The sequence below is a fragment of the Cryocola sp. 340MFSha3.1 genome, assembly GCF_000383315.1.
GTDB lineage: Bacteria > Actinomycetota > Actinomycetes > Actinomycetales > Microbacteriaceae > Leifsonia.
Genome location: NZ_KB911087.1, coordinates 1,735,659 through 1,755,165 on the forward strand (window position 1 = coordinate 1,735,659; position 19,507 = coordinate 1,755,165).

A 19,507-nucleotide genomic window follows, 5' to 3' on the forward strand; every position below is an offset into this window, starting at 1 on the left:
CGATTACGGCTTCACCGGCCGCGGAAGGACGCCGACGGAATCGGCCCACTGCTGCCAGAGCTCCTGGAGTTCGTCGACGAGGTCGGGGAAGAGCTCGGCCCGGTCGTGGAGTTCGGAGCGGTCCGCGTCGATGTCGTACAGCTCCCACGGCCGGCCCGCCTCGCGGACGAGCTTCCACCGGCCGCGCCGGACGGCGGCATTCCCGATGTGCTCCCAGAAGAGGGGATGCTCGTCGGACGGCGATTCGCCTCGCGCGGTCGGGAGCATGCTGATTCCGGGACCGTCGGACGGTTCCAGACCGCACGCGTCGAGCAGTGTCGGAGTGATGTCGGTCAGCTGGTAGGGGTCGCGAACGATCCGGGGTTCGGCCAGCCCCTCGGGCCAGCGGGCGAGCAGAGGTGTTGCGATGCCGCCTTCGTGCACCCAGCGCTTGTACAACCGGAACGGCGTGTTGCTCAGGTTCGCCCACGCCCGTCCGTAGCTGGCGAACGTGTCGTCGGCTCCTGGGCGGATCGCCGGCTCGTTTCCGATGCGCAGCGGGACCCCGCCGGGAGTGTGCGAGGGCTGGCGCTCCCGGAAGTGCGTCGCATCCTCCGGAGGCATCTGCTCCGCACACGCGCCGTTGTCCGAAAGGAACAGCACGATCGTGTTCTCCGCCTCGCCGGTCGCGGCGAGCGCGTCCAGCACCCGGCCGACGCCTCGGTCCATTGCCGCGACCTGGGCGGCGTACACGGCCATCCGGCGTGCCTCCCATTCGGGGTCGGACACCTCCGCGAACGCCGGCTGCGAGGGATCGCGCTCGGACAGCTCGGAATCCGGCGGGAGGATTCCCTCCTCGACCAGTCGCGCGAGACGTCGCGGACGCAACGCATCCCAGCCGTCTTCGAACGTGTGCGCATACTCCCGGATGTCCTCCTCGGGCGCGTGCAGGGGCCAGTGCGGCGCCGTGTAGGCGAGGTAGAGGAAGAAGGGCGTCTCGCCCGCGCGATCGGTCACGAACTGCGCAGCATGCTCGGAGATGGCGTCGGTGAAGTAGTACCCGGGTTCGGTCGGAACCGGCTGCCGCTCCTCGTTGTGCCAGAGCGCGCGCGGGTGGAAGTAGTCGTCCGCTCCCGGCATGATGCCGTAGAACTCGCCGAAGCCGCGTCGTGTCGGCCAGCTGCCGTCAGGCTCCCTGACGTTGCTCGACAGGTGCCACTTGCCCGAGAGGCAGGTGGCGTAGCCTGCGTCGCCCAGCCGCTCGGCCAGCGTCGGGAACCGCGGATCCAGCGAGCCCGGATAGCCGTGCGGGCGTTCGTCGTCGGTCAGGACTCCGATGCCGACCTCGTGAGGGTGCCGCCCGGTCAGGAGGCTGGCCCGGGAGGGGCTGCAGCGTGCCGTGTTGTAGAACTGCGTGAAGCGGATCCCCTCCCGCCCGATCCTGTCGATGTTCGGGGTGGAGATCTCGCCGCCGAAGCAGCCGAGGTCGGAGTACCCCATGTCGTCGGCGAGGATCACGATGACATTCGGCCGACGCTCGTCCGCGCCCTCTCCCGTGCTCATGCGAATGCCTTTCCGAGGTCGGGCGTCGCGCTCAGCAATGTCTTGGTGTATGCGTGCCGGGGTCGGTCGAAGATCTCCTCGGTCGTCCCCTGTTCGACGATCTCGCCCTTGTACATGACCGCGACGCGATGGCTGATCTCGCGGACGACGGCCAGGTCGTGCGAGATGAAGAGGTAGGCGACCCCGAAATCCTCCTGGAGCTGGGTGAGCAGCTCCAGGATCTCGGCCTGGATCGACACGTCGAGTGCCGAGACGGGTTCGTCGAGGATGATCAGCCTCGGGTCCGTCGCCAGCGCTCGGGCGATTCCGATGCGCTGCCGCTGGCCGCCGGAGAAGGCGTAGGGGTACCGGTCGAGGTACTCGGGCCCGAGGCGGACACGGCCGAGGAGCTCGAGGCTGCGTGCGCGCGCATCCTTCTTCGGGACGCCCGCGACGGAGAGCGCCTCTTCCAGAGACTGGCCGGCCGTCCGGCGCGGGTTCAGAGAGGAGTACGGGTCCTGGAAGACGTACTGCACCATCCGCGTGAGCCGCTTGGGGCGGCCGCTCGCCGGCCCGGAGACCGGCTCGCCGTCGAGCAGGATCTCCCCGGCCGCCGGATCGTTGATGCCGACGATGGTGCGCGAGAGAGTGGACTTGCCGCAGCCGGACTCGCCGACGAGCGCGAGGGTCTCGCCGGGCTCGACCCGGAGCGAGACGCCGTTGACCGCGAAGAAGGGGACGGGTCGCCCGATCAGCCCGCGGCGGCGGGTGTTCACATTCGTCTTGAGGTCGCGCACTTCGAGCACCGGCCGGGTCCGGTCGTCCGGGGCATCGTCGCGCAGCGCCGAGTCCATCTTCGGGATGGCGTTCATGAGGGCGATCGTGTAGGGGTGCTGCGGTCTCGCCAGGATGGAGCGGACGTCACCGCGCTCGACGATCTCACCGTGGCGCATCACGATCACGTCGTCGCACAGCTCGGCGACCACCGCCATGTCGTGCGTGATGAAGAGCACTGCGATGCCGAGTTGCTCCTGCAGGTCCTTCAGCAGCGCGAGGATCTGCGCCTGGATGGTGACGTCGAGCGCCGTGGTCGGCTCGTCGGCGATGAGCAGCTTGGGTCGGTTGGCGAGCGCGATCGCGATGACCACGCGCTGACGCATCCCGCCGGAGAACTCGTGCGGGTACAGGGCGATCGTCCTGTCGACGTCGGGGATGCCGACCTGCCGGAACAGCTCCCTCGCCCGTTCCCGCGCCTCGGCCTTGCCCACGCCGTGCGTCTCGAGCGCTTCGGCGACCTGCTCGCCCACCCGCATCGAGGGGTTCAGCGCCGCCTGCGGGTCCTGGAACACCATCGCGATGTCCCGCCCCCGCACGGAGCGCATCTCGCGCTCGGGGAGCGAGAGGATGTCCCGCCCGTCGAACTCGACGCTGCCGTTGGTGACCTTGCCGGGCTCCCGGAGCATCCGCATCACCGCACGCGATGTGACGGACTTCCCGGACCCGGACTCGCCGACGATTCCGAGGATCCGGCCGGGCTGGACCTGGAAGGAGACGTTCTTGACGGCCTCGACGCGGCCGGTGGGGAGGTCGAACGCGACGGCGAGCTCGCGGACGTCGAGCAGCGGCCCGGCCGCGGAGCGCGACGATGGGGTGCTTTCTGGCACTGTGGCGGTCACTTTCGGTTCACCGTTTCGTTGAGCGCGTCGGTCAGCAACGTGAACGCGAACGCGATGAGCAGGAGGATGATGATCGGCCCGAGAATGTAGGTCGGCGACTGGTTGATGTAACGCATCCCGGTGTCGAGCAGAGCGCCGAGGGAGGGCTCCGGGGGCTGGATGCCCAGCCCGACGATGCTGAGGGCGGCCTCGAGGAAGACAGCGTGCACCAGGAACACCACGCCCTGCACGATGACAGGGTCGACGGTGTTCGGCACGATGTGGCGGCCCATGATGCGCCAGCGGCCGATGCCGAGCGTGCTCGCCGCGGTCACGTATTCGCGCTGCTGCTGGGCCAGCATCGTCTGACGCGCGAGGCGCCCGAACTGCGGAAGCCCGATGATGATGATGGAGACGAGGAGCCCGACGAAGCCGGAGCCGAGGACGAGCACGACGGAGATTCCGAGGATCAGGCTGGGGAAGCCCAGGATGATGTCCAGCACCCGCTGCGTCGCCGTGCCCAGCCACTTCCAGACGAAGCCCAGCAGGCCGATGAATGTGCCGAGCACCATCGTGATGGGAACGGCGATGTATACGAGGGCCAGATCGGTGCGGAGGCCGTAGATGCTGCGGACGAAGATGTCGCGGCCCAGCTCATCTGTGCCGAACGGGTGCTGGAGCGAGATGCCCTGGAGGGTCTGGTCGCTCTGTGCGTCATACCCTCCGGGGAACAGAACCGGAGCGAGGAACGCGATCACCGTCATGACGACGATCAGGACGAGGGCGATGAGTCCTCGGGCGGTCTTGAAGGCGCTCAGGTAGCGACGGGCCGTTGGGCCGAGCCGTCGAGCCCTTTCCGGGCGCGCCACGGCGGCGGCCGGAGTGGTGGTTGCGGTACTCATGTCAGTCTCCCAGTCGGACGCGGGGGTCGAGGGCAGCCAGGACGACCTCGGACAGCAGCTGGATGATCACCGCGATCATCACGGCGCCGAGGACGAGGGCCTGGACCACCAGGTAGTCGCGGCTCTGCACGGACGAGACCGCCAGGCTGCCGAGACCGTTCCGGGCGAAGATCGACTCCACCACGATCGCTCCGGCGAGGAGTTCGCCGATGCGCAGGCCGATGACGACCACGACCGAGCCGAAGCTGTTGCGCAGGACGTGCCGGCGGGTGATGAGGGTGGGCGGAACGCCCTTCGCCTTCGCCAGGTCGACGAAGTCTTCTCCGCGCGTGGTCAGCATCGATGTCTGCAGCATGCGGGCGATCACGGCGGCCTGCGGCAGCGCCAGCGCGATCGCGGGCAGGATCAGGAATTGGATGCCGATCCCCGGGTCGGTCAGCAGCGAGGTCTCTCCGCTGATCGGCAGGATCGGGATCGCGAATCCGAGGAGCAGGATCAGCAGGAGGCCCGTAAGGAACGGCGGGGTCGCGAGGAAGATGGTGCTGAAGGTGTCCACCAGGCCGCGGATGGCCGGCGAGCGCTTCGCGCCGCCGAGGACCCCGAGCCCCACCCCGACGGCGATCATGATGATCGCCGCCAGGATGGCGAGCTCGAGGGTGCTGTCGATCCGGCTGGAGATGAGCTCGCCTACCGGACGCTTCAGCACGTACGACTGGCCGAGGTCCCCGTGCAGCACGCCGCCGATCCACTTGATGTACTGGGTCCAGATCGGCTGATCCAGTCCCAGGTCGTCGCGGATCTTGGAGATCACCTCCGGGGATGCGTCCGGTCCGGCGAGAACCACGGCCGGGTCGCCCGGGGCGAGTCGCGGCAGAAGGAACGCGATCACCGAGCTGACGACCACGACCAGGATGAACGACGGGAGTTTGCTGAGCAGGAACCTGGCCATCACTTGCTCACATATGCGCTCTTGAACAGCAACAGCCCACGGATCGAGACGTCGATGTTCTTGACGGACGAGGATGCGACAACCGCACCGGGCGACTGGATCATCGTGTTCAGGAACGCCTGGTCGAGGAGGTAGTCGGAAAGCTCGCCGAGCGCCTTCTCGCTCTCCTTGGCGCTCGTGGCATTGGCCAGCGCCGCGCTCAGCTGCAGGTACTCGGGCGTGTCCATGTGCGAGGTGTTGCCCTTGCGCAGGGTCGGGAGGGCCTGGGCGATGGTCGAAGCGGAGAGTCCGACCTGACCGTGGAGGGTGAGGAAGGCGCCAGGGATGGTGCCCTGGCTCTGCGCCGCCTGGTAGTTCGGCTGGTCGCGGCCGTCGGCTACGGGCTTCAGGCCGATCGCGGTGAGGTTGTTGGCGATGATCTGGTATTCGGCGTTGACCGTGGCGTTGGAGCGGTTGTACGTGATCGTGACCTCCGCCCCTTCTGCGCCTGCCTCCTTCACCAGCTTCTTGGCCTTGTCCGGGTCGTACGTGTAGTGCTGCTCACGCGACTTCCCGACGCCGGCGGCCCCGGGCGCCCACGGGAGGTCCGTGACGGTGCCGAGACCGGCGAAGACCTGGGAGTTCAGACGCTTGCGGTCGATGGCGTAGGCGATCGCCTGCCGAACCTCCTTGGTGTTCAGCGGCGCGTTCTGGACGTTGAGGCCGATCGGGTAGATCGAGCCGCCGCCCTTGACGAAGTTGTACTGCTTGTTGTTCTGGAAAGTGGCCGCGTTCACGGGTGCCATTCCGTAGGCGACCTGGGCGCGTCCACTCTTGACGGCGTTGATCTCAGCGGTCGGGTCGGTGGTGACGACGTACTCGATCTTGTCGAGATGGACCTGCTTGGCATCCCAGTAGTCCTTGTACTTGCTGAGGGTGAACCCGGCGCCCGGGCGCCAGTCGCCGAAGCTGAACGGGCCGGTTCCCACGACCGCCGACCCGTCGGCCAGTCCCGCGAAAGAGGACGGGTCGACGATCTCGGTCTGGTTCAGGTAGTCGAGGAACGAGTCCCCCAGAACCTTGCCGAAGGTGATCGTCAGGCTGGTGGGGCTGTCGACCGCGACGTTCGTGAACTGCTTGGCGACGAAGGCCAGGTTGTCTCCACTGGCCGGGTCGATCGACTTCTCGATCGTGAACTTGACGGCGTCGGCGGTGAACGGCTGACCGTTCTGGAAGGTCACGCCTTTGCGCAGGCTGACCTTCGCGCTCTTGCCGTCGGACGCAACGTCCACGCTGGTGGCCAGCACCGGTTCGATCTTGCGCGTGCCGGGCTCGAGGCGGATGAGGGGCTCGAAGACGTTGTCCGCCCACGGCCAGTTGCGGTCGAGGGTTCCGAACAGGCCGCTGGGCAGTGCATCCAGGGCCATGGCGACGGTGAGCGTCCCACCGTCGACGGGTTTGCCGTCGCCGGTGCTCTGTCCGACGCTGCGCGCCGAGGTGCAGCCGGTGAGTGCGAGCGCGATGACCACGCCTGCTACGAGGGCCTTGCGTGGCGTGAGCCACTTTCGTCGGGTTGATGGATCCTTGCTGGGCATCGTTGCTCCTCTTCATTGAGTGGGACGTCCTGGTGCGGCACGTCGCGAAAGGATCAGGGAGACGGGGCGAGCCGAAGCTACATTTTTTCTCCAATGGAGAAAGTAATGCGATAGGCTGCGGGTGTCAACCCGAGGAATGGAAATGTGTACGCGATGACGCTGCTCGAGCCCACCCGGCACCGGGGCCCTTACGAAGGGATGGTGCTGAAGATCCTGCGCGACGAGGGACCGACGTCGCGCACGCGGCTGTCCGCGATCACCGGACTGTCGCCGACCACCATCACGAAGACGGTCGCTCCGCTGATCGAGCTCGGCCTGCTCACCGAGAGGGCGGACGAGTACGGCGGATTGGGCCGGCCGGCGATCTCTCTGGTCCCCGTCCCCGAGGCGCTGACGGTCTGCGGTGTCCAGCTCGGCGTCGGCAAGTACCGGGTCGGCCTGACCGATGCCCGATCGCACGTGCGGAGCCGCACCGTCTCGACCTTCGATCCGACGTTGCCGCCCGAGGACGTGATGAGCCTCATCGCCGCTGACGTCCGTTCCCTGCTCGCCGCCGACGCGGGACCGACCTGCACCGGCGTGGGTGTCGGCGCACCGGGTCCTGTCGATCTCGCCAGGCGCACCAACATCCGTTCCGTCAACCTGGGGTGGAGCGACGTCCCGATCTCAGATCTCCTGGAGGACCGCCTCGGGATCCCTGTCGTCGTCGACCACAATGTCCGGTCGCTGGCGCTCGGCGAGGCCCGATACGGCGGTCACGGCGCAGACAGCCTCGCGTACCTCTACGTCCGCAACGGCGTCGGCCTCGGCGTCGCCGTCAAGGGCGAGCCGTTCTACGGCGGCCACGGAACCGGCGGCGAAAGCTACATCGGTCACACCCGGGTCGTCGAGGACGGCCTGCCGTGCTCGTGCGGAGGGCGCGGCTGCCTGGACACCGTCGTCGCCGAACCCTACGTCGCCGCACGCCTGGCAGAACTGGGCGGCCCCGTCCTGCCCGACACGAACGTCATGTCGGAACTGCATCGTCGGGCGCGCCAGGATCCCGCCGTCGCCGCACTCGAGGACCAGGTCATCGACCACCTCGTCCGCTCGATGGCCATCATCGTGAATCTCTTCACTCCCGAACTGCTTCTCGTGGGCGGCTCGCTGTCATCCGCCCCACCCGAGGTGATCGCCCGTCTGCGCGAGGGCACCCGCGACCGGATCTTCCCCCTGCTCCGCGACTCTCTCCGCGTCGAGCCCGCGGACGGCGACGACGACGCTCTCATCCGCGGCGCGGCCGCGATCGCCCTGGAGGTTCTGCACTACTCATGACCGACGCCGCTCGACCGAACATCCTGCTTATCACCGCCGACGATATGGACGCCGGTTCGCCCTCGTCATTCGGCGGCCCCTCCGGGATCACTCCGAACCTCGATCGCCTCGCCGGGGAAGGCATCCGGTTCACCCGCGCGCACGTGATCGCAGCCGTCTGCCAGCCCAGCCGTTCCGCGATCATGACCGGCCTCGTCCCGCACCGCAACGGGGCCGAGGGCTTCGAGCCCATCAACGACGGCGTCACGCTTCTCACCGAGCTGCTGTCCGGCGAGGGATACGAACTCGGCATCCTCGGCAAGGTGGGTCACATCGCTCCCGTCGAGCGCTTCGGCTGGGACTTCATCCGCCAGATGGAGCAGCTCGGGCTCGGGCGGGACCCCGCCAGGTACGGGTCCGCCACCACGGACTTCCTCGCGCAGGCCGACGGCAAGCCGTGGTTCCTCATGGCGAACGCGCACGATCCGCACCGGCCGTTCCACGGGAGTGCGGATGAAGCGGCCAAGTGGTCGGAGGAGGAGCGGAGTCGCATTCCCGCTCCATCGCAGACCTACGATGCGAGCCAGGCCGAACCGCCCGGGTTCCTCCCCGACCTGGAGGGCGTGCGCACCGAATACGCCCAGTACCTGGCGTCGGTTCGACGCTGCGACGATGTCGTCGGCGCCGTCCTCGGCGCGTTGGACGCCTCGGGGCAACGCGAGCGGACGCTCGTCATCTTCCTCTCGGACAACGGGATGGCGTTCCCGTTCGCCAAGGCGAACTGCTACCTGCGCAGCACGCTCACACCTCTGATCATGCGCTGGCCCGGCCACATCGCCGCCGGAGGGGTCGATGACCGGTCGCTCGTGTCATCGCTGGATTTCTTCCCCACGATCACCGGCATCCTCGGTCTCCCGAACGACGACGACCTCGACGGTCTCCCGCTGCAGGCGCTCCTCGAAGAAGGCGCGGACCTCGGACGCGACACGATGTTCACCGTGTTCCACGAGACATCGGGCAAGCGGCGCTTCGAGATGCGCTGCGCACAGGATCGCCGCTTCGGCTACATCTGGAACCAATGGGCCGGCTCCGGCCGAACGTACAAGGCCGAGAACATGGACGGGCTCACCTGGGGGGCGATGACCACGGCGGCGGAGACCTCGGCCGAGGTGGCCGAGCGATCCGAGTTCTACCTCCACCGCGCTCCGGAGGAACTCTACGATCTCACCGTCGACCCGTACGGTCTGCACAATCTCGCGGCTGATCCGGCTCACGCAGACGTGCTCGACGACTTCCGGCAGCGCATCGCCGAGTGGATGAGCGAGCACGGCGACCCGCAGACGAAGACCTTCGCCACCCGCGTGCTCACACAGCGCCAACTGTCCTTGCCTCATGTAAACAACATGTGACTTTTCCGCCCGCGAAGAAGCTCGCCGGATCGGATCTTCCTATGCTGCCTCCATGATCACTTCCCCCACGGCAGGGATAGCGCCCGCCGACGCGCAGCACGTCAGCGTCACCAGCGTCGAGTCGGGCGGCATCGAAGCCATTCCGCCGGAGCGCCGGCACGGTTCTCCATGGCAGCTTTTCGCCACCTGGACCGCCCCGAATCTCGAGTTCGCGACGATCTTCGTCGGCGTGATAGGGGTGGCGTTCTTCGGGCTGGGCTTCTGGCAGTCGATGACCGCGCTCGTCTTCGGCACGGCGCTCGGCGCCCTCACGCAGGGCATCCTGTCCACCTGGGGTCCCCGCGAGGGGCTCGCCCAGATGGTGATCGGCCGCACGGCATTCGGCAGCCGCGGCAACATCCTGCCGTCGGCCCTGAACACGGTGATGGCCGGGCTCGGTTGGTTCGCGGTCAACTCCGTCAGCGGCGCGTTTGCGCTCACCACGCTGACCGGGATGCCCGCCGTGCTGTCGCTGCTGATCGTCGTCGTCGTCGAGGTGGTCGTCGCCTTCATCGGCCACGACCTGGTGCAGCTCTTCGAGCGGTACGCGACCTACATCCTGGGAGCGATCTTCCTGGTCGCGACGATCACCGTGTTCGCGCATGCGAACCTCGGCGCTCCGGTCAAGGGCGGCGGCTTCAGCTTCGCCGGCTGGACTCTGACCGCCGCTGCCGCGTTCGGCTACGCCGCGGGGTGGAACCCCTACGCGTCCGACTACAGCCGGTACCTTCCCGCGAACTCCAGCCGCCGGGCGATCGGCTGGGCGGCCGGTCTCGGCAACTTCATCAGCTGCGTCGTGCTCATGGCCGCGGGCGCGGCGGCGGCGACGATCGCGGGATTCAACCCCGACGACCCGACGGCCTCATTCACCGCCCACATGCCGGTCGTCATCCGCGACCTCACCCTGCTGGCCATCGCCGTCGGAGCGATCGCGGCGAACGCGCTCAACATCTACTCCGGGGCGATGTCGTTCCTTGCCGCCGGCATCAAGATACCGTTCGCCTGGCGCCGTGCGATCGTCGCGCTCGGCTTCGGCGTCATCGGGTTCTTCATCGCGTGGAGCGCTCTGCCGGACGCGGGAGCGAAGTACGAGAACTTCCTCCTCGTCATCGCCTACTGGATCGCGCCGTGGCTCGGCGTCGTCCTCACCGACCGACTCCTGCGCCGTGGCACCGAGATAGCGAGCCTGGTCACGAGCCACGCGAATTACCGCAACCCGGCGGGTTGGATCTCGCTCCTGGTCGCGGGCGCGGTGTCGATCTGGCTGTTCTCGGCTCAGACGTTCTACACGGGCCCGATCGCAGCGGCAGCGCCGATCGGCGACCTGACGCCGCTCGTCGGGTTCGTGCTCGCGGCCGCGCTCTACTGGATCCTGTTCCGCGCCTTCAAGGTCCAGCTTGGCGCCTCTCTCGCGACGGAACCGTCGGTGATCGTCGGGGTGGACGCCGCGGACACGGTCGCGTGAGCGCCGCCGACGCGGATGACCGCGTCTACGCGACGGACGCTGAGAAGCTCGCCGTCGCAGCGGAGGAGGCACGTCGCGGTGCGGAGGCCGGCGGCATCCCGATCGGCGCCGCGCTGTTCGACGGCGAAGGCAGACTGCTCGGCAGCGGTCACAACCGCCGGGTGCAGGACGGCGACGCCTCCATGCACGCCGAGACGAACGCCTTCCGCAACGCCGGACGCCAGCGCAGCTACCGCGACACGGTCATGGTCACCACCCTGTCGCCGTGCTGGTACTGCTCCGGCCTGGTCAGACAGTTCGGCATCGGCCGTGTGATCGTGGGCGACGACCGGAACTTCCTCGGCGGCCAGGACTGGCTGGCAGAGCACGGCGTGGAGGTCACGGTCGTCAACGACCCGGAGCTGATCGCCATGATGGGGACATTCATCGAGTCCAACCCCGAGCTCTGGAACGAGGACATCGGGGAGGAGTGACTGAGGCGGGTCGCACCTCCTCCCCCGAGAACGAAGAAACGGCGGCTGATGATCAGCCGCCGTCTCCGGTGTTTCGAGCCTCTTGACATTCGTATGGTACCGAACGACAATCGTTCGGTACCGAATCGATAGGAGTAGAACATGACCGGAGAACGCATCGCCCTGATCACCGGGGCGAATCAGGGAGTCGGGTTCCAGGTCGCGAAGGAACTCGTGGCGAACGGCGTCACGGTGCTGCTCGGCTCTCGCGACCCTGCGCGCGGACAGGCCGCAGCTGAGCAGATCGGGGAGGGAGCCCACCCGATCCAGATCGACGTGACGGACGCCGCCTCGATCGCCACCGCCGCCCAGCGCATCACGGACGAGTTCGGGCGGCTGGACCTTCTCGTCAACAACGCCGGCATCTCCCGCGCCCGAAGCAGCGATGGGGACTTCCTCGGCGACTACGCCGCGGCGAACAAGGCCAGCACCGCGTCCCTGGACGAGATCCGAACAGTGTGGGAGACCAACGTCTTCGGCACTCTCGCGGTGTACCAGGCGATGCTGCCGCTCCTGCGGAAGTCGGCCGATGCCCGGATCGTCAACGTGTCGAGCGGGGTCGGGTCGCTGACAGCCAACGCGGACCCCGACTACCCGTACCATTCGATGTTCGGACCGGTTTATCCGGCGTCCAAAGCGGCCCAGAACGCGATCACCCTGGCCATGATGGTCGAGTTGGAGGCGACGGACATCAAAGTCAACCTGGTCTCGCCTGCCTTCACCGCCACGAACCTGAACAACTTCGCGGGGACCGAGTCTGTCGAGGACGGCTCCCGCGAGGTGGTGCGGGTGTGCCTGTTGGGACCGGAGGGTCCGAGCGGAACGTTCACGCGTTGGGAGAACACACCTATCCCCTGGTGAATACTGAACGCATGACCGAGCCCGTTTCCGAGCCAGAGACCGTCGGCACCTGGGCCAAACGGTATTACTACGCCAACCGCGGCGCCGTCGATCGCGTTCTTCGACCGAGAGGCATCGGCTCGACACAGTGGGCGGTGCTCTACCAGCTCGCCACCTCCGGACCGACCTCACAGCGCGACCTCGGCCGCGCACTGCACATCGAACGGGCGAGTCTCAGCGGCATCATCGCGACGCTCGTACGCAAAGGCCTTGTCGAGCAGGCGCCCTCTGCGACGGATCAGCGGCAGCGGCTCGTCACCCTGACCACCGACGGTCGCGCCCTGTGGAGCACCCTCCCCGACCCGTTCGATGAAGTACGCTCCGTCGCGCTCGTCGGCATCGACCCCGACGACCTCGCAACGGCCATTCGCGTGCTGCGCACAGCGACCGAACAGGTCGAGGCCCACACCTTCGGAGGCTCATGAGCCAGCACGACGTTGGAGTGCGTCCACGTTGCGCGCGAAACCCTCCGCAAACCACGAAACGGCGGCTGTCTGACAGCCGCCGTTTCCGTGTTTCAAGAACCTGTAGCGAGGGCGGGACTCGAACCCGCGACACCACGATTATGAGCCGTGTGCTCTAACCACCTGAGCTACCCCGCCGTGGCATCCCCACGTCGAGCGAGCCAGTCGCAGGACGGGAGACGGAGCCCCCTGTGGGAATCGGACCCACTACCTCTTCCTTACCAAGGAAGTGCTCTACCAATGAGCTAAGGGGGCGGAGCCGTGACGGCCGGAGGCACGTCGTTTTCGGCAACCGTTCGAGGATACCACCCACGACAGGGTGCTCCGTACCATTGCGGACGCCCGGCAGCGGCGGCCCCGCCCCCTGCCAGGCTCAGGCCGCCTTGGCCGCCTCCGAGGCTCCGGCGAGCGCCTCCAGCTCGTCGCCCGTGAGTTCGAGGTCGACGGATGCGAGGAGGTCAGGCAGCTGCTCCGTGGTGCGGGCGCTGGCGATCGGGGCGGTGATGGTCGGCTGCGCGGCCAGCCAGGCGAGGGCGACCGATGCGACGGAGGCGCCGTGGGCGGCGGCCACCTCGTCCAGGGCCGAGAGGACGGTGCGGCCGGTGTCGTCGAGGTACTTCGCGGCACCGCCGGCGCGAGCGCTGTCGACCGTGACGCCGTCGCGGTACTTGCCCGTCAGGAAGCCGGCGGCGAGAGCGAAGTACGGCATCACACCGAGGCCCTCGCGCTCGGCGATCGGGCGGTACGTCGTCTCGTACCCGCGCTCGACGAGGTTGTAGTGCGGCTGGAGGGCGACGGCGCGGTGGAGCCCCTCGCGCTCGGTGATCCGGAACCACTCCTCGATGCGCTCGGGCGAGTAGTTCGAGATGCCGATGTAGCGGACCTTGCCCGCATCCACCAGGCCGGAGAGCGCCGCCACGGTCTCCTCCAACGGCACCGTCTCGTCGTCGAAGTGGGCGTAGTAGAGGTCGATGTAGTCCGACTTCAGCCGCTCCAGCGAGGCGTCGGCCGCCCGACGGATGTTGTCGGCGGCGAGTCCCTTGAAGTCGGGGTGCTGGCTCACCTTCGTGGCGAGCACCACCTGGTCGCGGTTGCCGCGTGCTTCGAACCACTCGCCGAGGATGCGCTCGGAGTCGCCGCCCGTGTTGCCAGGGACCCACGCCGAGTAGCCGTCGGCGGTGTCGACGAAGTTGCCGCCCGCCGCGGTGTACCCGTCGAGGACGTCGAACGATGTCTCGCGGTCGGCCGTCCAGCCGAAGACGTTACCCCCCAGAGAGAGCGGGAAGACCTCGAGGTCGGACGAACCGATCGTGCGGCGCGGTGCAGTCATGCTGTTCTCCTTCGTTGTGTCGTTCTTCCACGCTAACGCGGTCGGCCCAGGGCTATTCCGGCTCTTCCTGAGGGTGTGGAAAGGTTGCAGCGGACCCGTACTGTGGACGGGTGCGCACCGCTGAAGACCCCCGCCGCGAGCTAAGAGCCGACTGCTCCCGGTGCGTCGGACTCTGCTGCGTCGCCCTCGCCTTCGCACGCTCCGCCGACTTCGCGTTCGACAAGCCCGCCGGCGACCCCTGCGTCAACCTCGACCACGACGACCTCTGCACCATCCACCCGAGGCTCCGCGAGAGCGGCTTCCGGGGCTGCACGGTCTTCGACTGCTTCGGAGCCGGCCAGCAGGTGACGCAGCACACCTTCGACGGGATGGGGTGGCGCGACGACGCCGACCGCCGTCGCGAGATGTTCGCCGTCTTCCCGCTCATGCGCCAGCTGCACGAGCTTCTCTGGTACCTCGAGGAGGCGCTCGCACTGCCCGCGGCAGCCGGGATCCATCCCGCGCTCCGCCGTGCGCGTGCGGAGGTGCTGGAGCTGACAGACGCGCCGAGCGCGGTCATCGTCGACTCCGACATCGACGACCTGCGCGCACCGGCCGCCGAGCTCCTCCGCGAGGCCGCTCGGCTCACCCGCGAGGCCGGACCCGTCGGCACCGGGCCCCTCGGTGCCGGCAGGAAGCGGACCGCGCGTTCGCGCATCCAACCGGGCGCAGACCTCCTGGGCGCCGACCTCCGCGGGGCCGACCTCCGGGGGGCCGAACTCCGCGGCGCTCTCCTGATCGCCGCCGACCTCCGCGACGCCGACCTGTCCCGTGCCGAACTGATCGGAGCCGACCTCCGCGACGCGCGCCTCGACGGCGCCGACCTCCGCGAGGCGATCTATCTGACGCAGGTGCAGGTCAACGCGGCGACGGGCGACAGCCGCACCCTCCTGCCGCCGACGCTCGACCGCCCCGGCCACTGGGCGTGACCGCATCGCGTCACAGAGTGCAAACGCTTCCACCCCACTCGCTATACTGCCGCTGTGCGCGGCCGACCGCGGGACACCGGCGGACGCAAACGCTTCCACCGCATCAGACACGACGCGAGACGCAGGAGGTGGGATGCCCGGGATCGACGATGTCGCGCGTCTCGCCGGCGTCTCCACGGCCACCGTCTCCCGCGCCCTGAGCGGCAACGGCCCGGTCTCCGACCGCACACGGGCACGCGTCGTCCAGGCGGCGTCGGAGCTCGGGTACGTCGTCTCCTCCGACGCGTCGAGCCTCGCCTCCGGCCGCACGCGCAACATCGGCGCCGTCGTGCCGCACCTCAACCGCTGGTTCTTCACCTCCGTCATCGAGGGCGCCGAGCGCGTCCTGCTCGGGCAGGGCTACGACCTCACGCTCTACAACCTCAGCGGGGACGGCGGCGAGCGCCGTCGCGTCTTCGACCACCACCTCCTGCGCAACCGGGTGGATGCGGTCTTCACCGTCTCGCTGGAGCTCGCGGAGGAGGAGGTCGGCCGGCTCCTCGCACTCGGAAAGCCCGTCGTCGGCGTGGGCGGCCCCCTCCCCGGCGTCAGCACCCTGACCATCGACGACCTGGCCGTCGCCCGCCTCGCGACCGATCACCTGATCTCGCTTGGGCACACCCGCATCGCCCACATCGGCGGCTCGCAGGAGTTCGACCTCGACTTCCACATCCCGACCAGCCGGCGCCTCGGCTACGAGCAGGCGCTGCGGGATGCGGGCCTCCCCGTCGACGAGCAGCTGCACCGCGCCTCCGACTTCACGCTCCCCGGCGGATACGACGCGGCGAAGCAGCTGCTCGGGTCGCCGCACGAGCGCCCGACGGCGATCTTCGCGGCCTCGGACGAGATGGCCATCGGCGCCATCCTCGCCGCACGCGACCTCGGGCTCTCCGTCCCCCGCGACGTCTCCATCATCGGCATCGACGACCATCCGCTCGCCGACTTCTTCGGACTGAGCACGGTCGCGCAGCATCCCGACCGGCAGGGCGAACAGGCCGCCGCCCTGCTGCTCGACGCCCTCCAGGCCGCGCGGGCCGCTCCGACCCGGGCACGCCCCGAACCCCTCAGCCACACCGCTCCGGCGGATCTGATCGTGCGGTCCAGCACCGCCGTCCACCCCTGACCATCACAACCGACACGAACACGAGGTGACCACCATCGCCGCTCCGACCCCCCTCCCCCACACCGAGCTCACGCCGTCGGCCCCCGGCCGCGAATGGTGGCGCTCCGCCGTCATCTACCAGGTGTATCCGCGCTCCTTCGCCGACTCGGACGGCGACGGGATGGGCGACCTGCCCGGCATCACCCACCGCCTCCCCGCTCTCCGCGAGCTGGGTGTGGATGCCGTCTGGCTGTCTCCGTTCCAGAGCTCGCCGCAGCGCGACGCCGGGTACGACGTCTCCGACTACTGCGACGTCGACGTCCGCTTCGGCACCCTCGCCGACTTCGACACGATGCTGGCGACCGCGCACGACCTCGGTCTGCGCGTGATCATCGACATCGTCCCGAACCACTCGTCGAGCGATCACCGCTGGTTCCAGGAGGCGCTCGCGGCCGGTCCGGGAAGCCCCGAGCGGGCGCGGTACATCTTCCGTGACGGGAAGGGCGAGAACGGCGAACTGCCGCCGAACAACTGGGAGTCCATCTTCGGCGGCGCTGCGTGGACGCGCATCACCGAGGCCGACGGTCGTCTCGGCCAGTGGTACCTGCACCTGTTCGACAAGTCGCAGCCGGACTTCGACTGGGAGAACCCGTGGGTCTGGGAGCAGTTCCGTGACATCCTGCGCTTCTGGCTGGACCGCGGTGTCGACGGCTTCCGTGTGGATGTCGCCCACGGCATGGTCAAGGAGGCCGGCCTTCCCGACTACACCCCGCCCGCGCACATGGGCAGCATGGGCGGCACTGCGTCGACGCAGGAGACCGGCGGCATCCCGCTGGAGCCGGAGATCGCGGCGCACGCCGACGGCGAGCCGCCGACGCCTCCCTACTTCGCTCAGGACGGCGTGCACGCCATCTACCGCGACTGGCACAAGGTCCTGGATGAGTACACCGGCGACCGCGTGCTGTGCGGCGAGGCCTGGGTGGAGCCGCTCGACAAGCTGGCCCGCTGGGTCCGGCCGGACGAGATGCAGCAGACCTTCAACTTCGCGTACCTGGAGACCCCGTGGAACGCGTCCGCCCTCCGAAGCGTGATCGACCGCTCGATCGCCGCGTTCAGCAGCGTCGGCGCCCCGAGCACCTGGGTGCTGTCGAACCACGACGTCGTCCGCCACGCGACGCGCCTCGCGCTGCACGGCGAGAACCTGCAGGGGCACGGCATCGGCCCGAAGACCACAGGACTGCCCGATCCGGTCTTCGCGCTGCACCGCGCACGGGCGGCGACGGCGCTCATGCTGGCCCTGCCCGGTTCCGCCTACCTCTACCAGGGCGAGGAGCTCGGGCTGCCCGAGGCGATCGACCTGCCGGACGACGCGCGCCAGGACCCGACGTGGTTCCGCACCAACGGCGAGCGGTACGGCCGGGACGGCTGCCGCGTCCCCATCCCGTGGGAGGGCGCCGAGGCGTCATACGGTTTCGGGCCGACCGCCGCGAGCTGGCTGCCCCAGCCTGCGACCTGGGCGGCATACACCCGGTCGTCGCAGGCGGGCGTTCCGGGTTCGACGCTGACGATGTACCAGGACGCCCTGGAGGCCCGCCGTCGCTACGACCTGGCGTTCGGCTCCCCCGAATGGATGGACCTGGGCGGCGACACGCTCGCCTTCCGCTCCGGCGAGGTCACCGTGGTGGTCAACTTCGGGGAGGAGCCGGTGGAGCTGCCCGAGGGCGAGGTCGTCCTGGCGAGCGGGGCGCTCGACGGAGGCACGCTTCCCCGCGACACGACCGCCTGGCTGGTCTGAGCCGCGCTCGGCGTCACTCCCAGTCGGCGTAGAAGCGCTCGACGCGGGGGTGCAGCTGCTCGAAGAGGTCCGGCGCGGCCGCCACCGTGAGGCGGCGGTCGGCCGGGCCTCCGCCGATTCCGGCGACGCGCGCTCCGGCCTCCTGGGCGATCAGGGCGCCGGCGGCGTGATCCCACGGGTTCAGTCCCCGCTCGTAGTACCCGTCGAGCCGGCCGGCGGCGACGGAGCACAGGTCGAGCGACGCGGCGCCGATGCGGCGGATGTCGCGCACGTCGCCGATCAGCTCGGCGACGAATCCCGCCTGCCGGCGCCGCACCTCGGCGTCGTAGCCGAAGCCGGTGCCGATGAGGGCGAGCGGCAGCTCCACCCCTTCGGTGACGTGGATGGGCTCCCCGTTCAGCCGCGCCCCTCCCCCGGTGTGCGCGGTGAAGACCTCTCCGGAGATGGGGTTCACCACAGCGCCGGCGAGAGCCTTCCAGGTCGCGGGCTCCGGATCGCCCTCGACGACGGCGATGCTGACGGCCCAGGCCGGGATGCCGTAGAAGTAGTTGACCGTCCCGTCGATCGGGTCGACCACCCACGTCAGTCCGCTCTGGCTGCTGCCGCCGCCGGACTCCTCCCCGAGGAACCCGTCGCGCGGGCGTGCGGCCGAGAGCGCGTCGCGGATCAGCTGCTCCGTCTCGCGGTCGGCGCGCGTGACGATGTCGCTGAGCGACGACTTGGACGCGGCGATCTCCACCCCGTCCTGACGGCGCTGCAGCGCGAAGGCGGCGGCGCGGCGGGCGACGGTGGCGGCGATCTCGAGCAGCTCGGCGTTGGAGGTCATGCCTCCAGCCTGTCAGACCTGTGTGGCATGCGTCTCATGACGACAGCCCCCGGCCGGTGGCCGAGGGCTTGTCGCGAAGCGTTCTGAACGCGGTGGCGAGTGAGGGATTCGAACCCCCGAAGTCGTAGACAGCTGATTTACAGTCAGATCCCTTTGGCCGCTTGGGTAACTCGCCATTGGCGCTTTCGACCACCAGTTCACTCGTGACCGAAGGCGCCACACAAGAATACTCGGCGGGCGGCTGCAGACGAAATCAGCGCCCGCTCAGCGGCCACACGGCCGGCGTCAGGCGGCGAGCGCGACGACGCCGGAGGTCTGCGCGGTGCCGCCGACCGCAGCGGACTGCAGCTCGAGAGTGGATGCGGGCTCGCGCTCGATCTCCCGCTCCGGCACCAGGGTAAGCACCTGCGCACCCGCGAACTCGGCCGCGACGCGGGTCAGGAGCTCGCCCTCGCTGATCCCGAGCACGCGGCACAGCGCGGCGAGAATCTCGGACGACGCCTCTTTGCGGCCCCGCTCGATCTCGGAGAGGTACGGGACCGACACCCTGGAGGTCTCGGAGAGCTCGCGCAGCGTCGTCCCGCGCTCCGTCCTGATCCGGCGGAGCACCGATCCGATCGCATGCCGTACGAGCATGCCGCCAGCCTATGTCGGCTCGGCCGCATCCGCGCCCGTCGATTTCGGCGGTTCTGCTCTGGGCAGAATCACCGATAGACAGGTATCGGGCCCAGCCGCCCGCGCATCCACTCAGGAGGACCCGACCC

The 19,507-nt window shown here is 68.8% G+C and carries 17 protein-coding genes and 3 tRNA genes; 9 read left to right on the top strand and 11 right to left on the bottom strand.

Going from position 1 to position 19,507, the window contains the following annotated elements; genetic code table 11:
- Positions 1-3: 3 nt before the first annotated feature.
- From H284_RS0108225 to H284_RS20035, 5 genes are read right to left on the bottom strand one after another with little or no spacing between them, the layout of a single operon-like run.
- Positions 4-1,542: an arylsulfatase gene (locus H284_RS0108225; RefSeq protein ID WP_020075868.1), complete on the bottom strand. Its 1,539-nt coding sequence runs from the start codon at positions 1,540-1,542 to the stop codon at positions 4-6.
- Complete coding sequence (locus H284_RS0108230; protein ID WP_020075869.1) at positions 1,539-3,197, bottom strand: ABC transporter ATP-binding protein; 1,659 nt, start codon at positions 3,195-3,197, stop codon at positions 1,539-1,541. Before H284_RS0108230 ends, H284_RS0108225 begins: the two co-directional genes overlap by 4 nt.
- Entirely contained in the window at positions 3,194-4,078 is an 885-nt protein-coding gene (locus tag H284_RS0108235; protein ID WP_020075870.1) for an ABC transporter permease, read from the bottom strand. Before H284_RS0108235 ends, H284_RS0108230 begins: the two co-directional genes overlap by 4 nt.
- Position 4,079: 1 nt before the next feature.
- Positions 4,080-5,027, bottom strand: a complete 948-nt coding sequence (locus H284_RS0108240) for an ABC transporter permease (protein WP_020075871.1) — start codon at positions 5,025-5,027, stop codon at positions 4,080-4,082.
- Positions 5,027-6,535, bottom strand: a complete 1,509-nt coding sequence (locus H284_RS20035; protein WP_020075872.1) for an ABC transporter substrate-binding protein — start codon at positions 6,533-6,535, stop codon at positions 5,027-5,029. Before H284_RS20035 ends, H284_RS0108240 begins: the two co-directional genes overlap by 1 nt.
- Before the next feature lie 219 nt (positions 6,536-6,754).
- Here H284_RS20035 and H284_RS0108250 point away from each other — a divergent pair, with 219 nt between their 5' ends.
- The 6 genes from H284_RS0108250 to H284_RS0108275 all read left to right on the top strand — a co-directional run bounded on the left by H284_RS0108250 (position 6,755) and on the right by H284_RS0108275 (position 12,644).
- Positions 6,755-7,915 carry an ROK family transcriptional regulator gene (locus tag H284_RS0108250; RefSeq protein WP_029042870.1) on the top strand — a complete coding sequence of 387 codons (1,161 nt, stop codon included), beginning with the start codon at positions 6,755-6,757 and terminating at the stop codon, positions 7,913-7,915.
- Entirely contained in the window at positions 7,912-9,303 is a 1,392-nt protein-coding gene (locus H284_RS20040; RefSeq protein ID WP_020075874.1) for a sulfatase family protein, read from the top strand. The genes H284_RS0108250 and H284_RS20040 overlap by 4 nt, the downstream gene beginning before the upstream one ends.
- 52 nt (positions 9,304-9,355) lie before the next feature.
- On the top strand, positions 9,356-10,807 hold the full coding sequence (locus tag H284_RS20045) for a purine-cytosine permease family protein (protein WP_020075875.1): 1,452 nt from the start codon (positions 9,356-9,358) through the stop codon (positions 10,805-10,807).
- On the top strand, positions 10,804-11,280 hold the full coding sequence (locus H284_RS0108265; protein ID WP_020075876.1) for a nucleoside deaminase: 477 nt from the start codon (positions 10,804-10,806) through the stop codon (positions 11,278-11,280). Before H284_RS20045 ends, H284_RS0108265 begins: the two co-directional genes overlap by 4 nt.
- A 141-nt stretch (positions 11,281-11,421) precedes the next feature.
- The gene (locus H284_RS0108270; RefSeq protein WP_020075877.1) at positions 11,422-12,180 is read left to right on the top strand and encodes an SDR family NAD(P)-dependent oxidoreductase; all 759 of its coding nucleotides are present in this window, start codon (positions 11,422-11,424) and stop codon (positions 12,178-12,180) included.
- An 11-nt stretch (positions 12,181-12,191) separates the two neighbouring features.
- Positions 12,192-12,644, top strand: coding sequence for a MarR family winged helix-turn-helix transcriptional regulator (locus H284_RS0108275; protein WP_020075878.1), 453 nt, complete (start codon positions 12,192-12,194; stop codon positions 12,642-12,644).
- Positions 12,645-12,747: 103 nt separating this feature from the next.
- On the opposite strand, the gene H284_RS0108280 is transcribed toward H284_RS0108275, so the two are convergent.
- The 3 genes from H284_RS0108280 to H284_RS0108290 all read right to left on the bottom strand — a co-directional run bounded on the left by H284_RS0108280 (position 12,748) and on the right by H284_RS0108290 (position 14,013).
- A tRNA-Met gene (locus H284_RS0108280) sits at positions 12,748-12,821 on the bottom strand.
- Between the two features lie 45 nt (positions 12,822-12,866).
- Positions 12,867-12,938, bottom strand: a tRNA-Thr gene (locus tag H284_RS0108285).
- Positions 12,939-13,056: 118 nt separating this feature from the next.
- Entirely contained in the window at positions 13,057-14,013 is a 957-nt protein-coding gene (locus H284_RS0108290) for an aldo/keto reductase (RefSeq protein WP_020075879.1), read from the bottom strand.
- A 110-nt stretch (positions 14,014-14,123) separates the two neighbouring features.
- On the opposite strand from H284_RS0108290, the gene H284_RS0108295 reads away from it, so the two are divergent.
- From H284_RS0108295 to H284_RS0108305, 3 genes are all read left to right on the top strand, one after another.
- Entirely contained in the window at positions 14,124-14,981 is an 858-nt protein-coding gene (locus tag H284_RS0108295) for a pentapeptide repeat-containing protein (protein WP_020075880.1), read from the top strand.
- Positions 14,982-15,114: 133 nt separating this feature from the next.
- A complete protein-coding gene (locus tag H284_RS0108300; protein WP_020075881.1) occupies positions 15,115-16,143 on the top strand; it encodes a LacI family DNA-binding transcriptional regulator in 1,029 nt (342 codons plus the stop codon).
- A gap of 25 nt (positions 16,144-16,168) precedes the next feature.
- Positions 16,169-17,917, top strand: a complete 1,749-nt coding sequence (locus H284_RS0108305; RefSeq protein ID WP_020075882.1) for a glycoside hydrolase family 13 protein — start codon at positions 16,169-16,171, stop codon at positions 17,915-17,917.
- 13 nt (positions 17,918-17,930) lie between these two features.
- Here H284_RS0108305 and H284_RS0108310 read toward each other — a convergent pair whose 3' ends face one another.
- The 3 genes from H284_RS0108310 to H284_RS0108320 form a co-directional block, all read right to left on the bottom strand.
- Complete coding sequence (locus H284_RS0108310; RefSeq protein ID WP_020075883.1) at positions 17,931-18,743, bottom strand: inositol monophosphatase family protein; 813 nt, start codon at positions 18,741-18,743, stop codon at positions 17,931-17,933.
- A gap of 93 nt (positions 18,744-18,836) precedes the next feature.
- Positions 18,837-18,918, bottom strand: a tRNA-Tyr gene (locus tag H284_RS0108315).
- A 110-nt stretch (positions 18,919-19,028) separates the two neighbouring features.
- Entirely contained in the window at positions 19,029-19,379 is a 351-nt protein-coding gene (locus tag H284_RS0108320) for a helix-turn-helix domain-containing protein (RefSeq protein ID WP_018189435.1), read from the bottom strand.
- Between the last annotated feature and the right edge of the window lie 128 nt (positions 19,380-19,507).

Excerpts from the sequence above, each read along its gene's own strand:
- H284_RS0108225 (WP_020075868.1), bottom strand. The coding sequence starts at position 1,542 with ATGAGCACGGGAGAGGGCGCGGACGAGCGTCGGCCGAATGTCATCGTG.
- H284_RS0108235 (WP_020075870.1), bottom strand. The coding sequence starts at position 4,078 with ATGAGTACCGCAACCACCACTCCGGCCGCCGCCGTGGCGCGCCCGGAA.
- H284_RS0108240 (WP_020075871.1), bottom strand. The coding sequence starts at position 5,027 with ATGGCCAGGTTCCTGCTCAGCAAACTCCCGTCGTTCATCCTGGTCGTG.
- H284_RS0108250 (WP_029042870.1), top strand. The coding sequence starts at position 6,755 with ATGACGCTGCTCGAGCCCACCCGGCACCGGGGCCCTTACGAAGGGATG.
- H284_RS20040 (WP_020075874.1), top strand. The coding sequence starts at position 7,912 with ATGACCGACGCCGCTCGACCGAACATCCTGCTTATCACCGCCGACGAT.
- H284_RS20045 (WP_020075875.1), top strand. The coding sequence starts at position 9,356 with ATGATCACTTCCCCCACGGCAGGGATAGCGCCCGCCGACGCGCAGCAC.
- H284_RS0108270 (WP_020075877.1), top strand. The coding sequence starts at position 11,422 with ATGACCGGAGAACGCATCGCCCTGATCACCGGGGCGAATCAGGGAGTC.
- H284_RS0108275 (WP_020075878.1), top strand. The coding sequence starts at position 12,192 with ATGACCGAGCCCGTTTCCGAGCCAGAGACCGTCGGCACCTGGGCCAAA.
- H284_RS0108290 (WP_020075879.1), bottom strand. The coding sequence starts at position 14,013 with ATGACTGCACCGCGCCGCACGATCGGTTCGTCCGACCTCGAGGTCTTC.
- H284_RS0108300 (WP_020075881.1), top strand. The coding sequence starts at position 15,115 with ATGCCCGGGATCGACGATGTCGCGCGTCTCGCCGGCGTCTCCACGGCC.
- H284_RS0108310 (WP_020075883.1), bottom strand. The coding sequence starts at position 18,743 with ATGACCTCCAACGCCGAGCTGCTCGAGATCGCCGCCACCGTCGCCCGC.
- H284_RS0108320 (WP_018189435.1), bottom strand. The coding sequence starts at position 19,379 with ATGCTCGTACGGCATGCGATCGGATCGGTGCTCCGCCGGATCAGGACG.